3 protein-coding genes are annotated in these 3764 nt (G+C 70.5%); 1 reads left to right on the forward strand and 2 read right to left on the reverse strand.

The features are described 5' to 3' along the window. Positions 1–270: 270 nt before the first annotated feature. Positions 271–948 (forward strand): TetR/AcrR family transcriptional regulator, encoded by a 678-nt coding sequence (locus AWZ10_RS09560; RefSeq protein ID WP_234441154.1) that lies wholly within the window; start codon positions 271–273, stop codon positions 946–948. Between the two features lie 234 nt (positions 949–1182). Here AWZ10_RS09560 and AWZ10_RS09565 read toward each other — a convergent pair whose 3' ends face one another. Together AWZ10_RS09565 and AWZ10_RS09570 are read right to left on the reverse strand one after the other, a co-directional pair. Beyond that, the gene (locus AWZ10_RS09565) at positions 1183–2736 is read right to left on the reverse strand and encodes an ABC transporter substrate-binding protein (protein WP_046708575.1); all 1554 of its coding nucleotides are present in this window, start codon (positions 2734–2736) and stop codon (positions 1183–1185) included. Positions 2737–2928: 192 nt separating this feature from the next. After that, positions 2929–3764: metallophosphoesterase (locus AWZ10_RS09570; protein WP_167365933.1), on the reverse strand; the 836-nt coding region annotated here is incomplete at its 5' end.

Below are 3764 nucleotides of genomic sequence, written 5' to 3' on the forward strand. Positions count from 1 at the left end.
GGGGCCGGCACGGGCGGCGGGGCCGGCACGGGCGGCGCAGCGCTGGAGGGGTGGACGTACGACCGCGGGTACGGGTGGGTGTACCGCCCTGCCGGCGGCTGCGACACCGGTACCTGCGCGACTCGTTAGGCTCTGCCCGTGCCCGCACTGAACGACAACCCCAGCCCAGAGCCCGGCGCCGACAAGCCCGACGCGGGGGCCGCCGGCCCCAAGGACGGCACGGAGCAGCCCGGCCCCAAGGGCTCCGCCAAGTCCGAGCAGACCCGCGCACTGATCCTGGAGACCGCTCTGCGGCTCTTCCAGGAGCGCGGGTACGACAAGACGACGATGCGGGCCATCGCGCAGGAGGCCGGGGTCTCCGTCGGGAACGCGTACTACTACTTCGCCGGCAAGGAGCACCTGATCCAGGGGTTCTACGACCGGATCGGCGCGGAGCATCTGGCGGCGGTGCGGCCGGTGCTGGAGCGGGAGAAGGACCTGGAGGCGCGGATCGCCGGGGTGCTGAAGACCTGGCTGGACGTGGCGGAGCCGTACCACGAGTTCGCGGCGCAGTTCTTCAAGAACGCTGCCGATCCGGAGAGCCCGCTCAGCCCCTTCTCCCCCGAGTCGCAGGGGCCGCGCGAGGAGTCCATCGCCATCCATCGCGAGGTCCTCGCCGGGTCCAAGGCCAAGGTCCCGGACGAACTCCGCGAAGTCCTGCCCGAGTTGATGTGGCTCTCCCAGATGGGGCTCGTCATGTACTGGGTCTTCGACCGGACGGAGGGACGCGAGCGCAGCTACCGGTTCGCCGAACGGGGGGCCCGGCTGACGACCCGGGGTGTCTCGCTGTCCCGGTTCCGGGTGCTGCGGCCGCTGGCCCGCGAGGTGCACGAGCTCTTCACGGACTTCCTGCCGGGGATGACGAAGGGGCAGCCGGAGCCGGGGGGCGAGGGGCGGGCGGCGGAGTGATCACTGTCGGGTGAGCGGGTTCGTGGAACGCCTTCCGGGGCGCCCCGTCGAGATCACGGGATGCACGATCGTCGTGACGCCGCCCGCCGACTTCGCCCCTGCCCGACCAGGGGCACGGAGGCTACCCGCCCCTGGACGAGAGGCCGTCCGTCATGTCCATTGCCCTTTCCATTGCCCTTTCCGTTGCCCTCTCCGCTGCCCTCCCCATTGCCGCATCTCTTGCCGCGTCCATTGTCAGATCCATTCCAGCCGCCACAGCCGAAATACCCCGGTGCCGTCGGACAGGTACTGCGCCCCGCCGACCTCCTCGCTGCTGAGCACGTACTCCTTGCGCTGCCACAGCGGAATCATCGGCACGTCCTGGGCCACGACCTCCTGCAGCTCCTTGAAGTCCGGCGCGGCCCGGCTGCGGTCCGCGTAGCGCTGGCTGTCCTGGATGAGCCGGTCGGCCTGCTCGCTGCTGTAGCCGTTGTTCAGGGAGCCGCCGGTGCCGACGAGGGGCCCACTGAAGGTGTCGGGGTCGGGGTAGTCGGCCACCCAGCCCACCCCGTACGCGTCCAGCTTGCCCTCGGCGTACCGCTTCTGGAAGGCGGTCCACTCGTACGCCTTGGTCGTCACGTAGAACAGCCCGCTCGCCTCCAGCTGCTCTTTCAGCTCGGCGGCCTCGGCGGCGGACGAGCCCCGGCCCTCGGCGTAGCCGTAGGTGAAGCGCACGGGCATGCCGACACCGGCCTCGTCGAGGAGTTGGCGGGCCCGTTGCGGGTCGGGCTGGGGGTTCGCGTCGAAGAACGAGGTGGTGTGGCCCGTGATGCCGGCCGGGATGAGGGAGTAGAGCGGGTCGGTGGTGCCCTGGTAGACGTCGGCGACCAGCTTCTCGCGGTTGATGAGCGCGGCCAGCGCCTGCCGTACGCGGCGGTCGCGGAAGGGTGAGTTCAACCGCACGTTGAGGACGAGGTTGCGGGTCTCGGTGCTGTCGACCTCGGTGACCCGCTGGTCGGGATCACTGGGCGACAGCCCGGCGAGCGTCGCGGGCGGCAGCGTGCGCGTGACGACGTCGACCCGTCGCGCCTTCCAGGCCTTCTGCAGCGCTGCCGAGTCCTTGTAGTAGCGCATGAGGACGGGGCTGCCGGTGGACCGCGCGACGCCCTGGTAGTCGCCGTTGGGTGTGAGGCGGGCCTGCTCGTTCGTGAAGGAGGTCAGGGAGTAGGGGCCGGTGCCGTCGGCGCCGCCGTCCGTGCGCAGCCGGCTCGTCGGGTACTTCGTGCGGTCGACGATCGACCCGGCGCCGGTGGCGACCTTGAAGGGGAAGGTGGCGTCCGGCGAGGAGAGGCGGAAGTCGACCGACAGCCCGTTCGCGGTGACCGACCGGAGGGTGTCGAGGAGCGCGGCGGGGCCGACGTCCGAGCTGATGCGCTCGACCCGGTCGAAGGAGTACTTGACGTCCTTGCCGGTGACCTCACGTCCGCTGGGGAACTTCAGGCCCTGGCGCAGGGTGCAGCGGTAGACGGTGAGGGCCTTGCCGACGAACCCACAGCTCCGCGCGGCGTCCGGCACGGGTGCGGCGCCGCCCGGTTCGAAGGTCAGCAGCGACTGGAACACACTGTTGAACATGGCCCAGGAGCCTGCGTCGTAGGCGCCGGCCGGGTCGAGCGAGGTGACCGTGTCGGTCGTTCCGACGGTGATCGTCCTGTTCTCGTCCAGCTGGGCCGGCAGCAACTGCCAGCCGCCGATCGCCGCGACCGCCAGTACCAGCAGCGACGCGAGAATCCGCAAGCGAACCGACCGCATCGGCGCCCCTCCCAGGAACCCCACCCGGTTCACTGGGCACAGTGGTTCCGCGGTGGCGCGGATCACCTAACCACAGTCGGCTGTGTTGACGGAAGACGGGTTTTGTTGAGTTGGGATAGAAAGCGGTAAGTGCCTTGCCCATACGTTTCAGAATGCTCAGGAAACCGTTGGGAAAAGGGTCCTGACGCCCCGTCACGCCTGTTTCGACGCCAATTGCACCACCGTGATGTCCGACGGCGCCCCGACCCGCACCGGCGGCCCCCACGCGCCCGCGCCCCGGCTGACGTAGAGCTGGGTGTCGCCGTAGCGCTCCAGGCCCGCGAGGGTGGGGTTGGCCGCTTCGGCGACATACGTCATCGGCCACATCTGGCCGCCGTGGGTGTGCCCGGAGAGCTGGAGGTCGACGCCGTGGTCGACGGCGTCGTGGATCTGGACGGGCTGATGCGCCATCAGCACCACGGCCCGAGAGGTGTCCCGGTCACCGAGCGCCTTGGCGAAGTCGGGCCCCTGGCCCTCGTCCTCGCCCGCGATGTCGTTCACCCCGGCGAGATCGAGATATGGCAGCTCGCGACGGGCGTTCTCCAGCGGGGTGAGGCCCAGTCGGCGCACCTCCTCGACCCACTGCTCGGCGCCGGAGATGTACTCGTGGTTGCCGGTGACGAAGTAGCTGCCGTGCCGCGCCTTCAGCCCGGCGAGCGGCGCCGCCGCCGGGCCGAGGTCCGCCACGTCGCCGTCGACCAGGTCACCGACCACCGCGATGAGGTCGGGCTGCGTCGAGTTGATCGTGTCGACGACCTTCTGCGCGAAGCCCCGGCCCAGCATCGGCGAGAGGTGGATGTCGCTGACCACCGCGATCCGGAAACCGTGGGCCGCGCGCGGGAGTTTGGCCAGCGGCACGGTGACCCGCTTGAGCCTGGGGCCGCGTACGACGCCGTAGGTGCCGTAGCCGACGGTGCCGACGGCCGCGGCGGCGACGGCCCCGCCGACGACACGGGAGACGAAGAGCCGGCGGGAAGGGTCGGTCGGGG

Origin of the sequence: Streptomyces europaeiscabiei, assembly GCF_001550375.1 — a bacterium.
Taxonomy (GTDB): domain Bacteria; phylum Actinomycetota; class Actinomycetes; order Streptomycetales; family Streptomycetaceae; genus Streptomyces; species Streptomyces europaeiscabiei.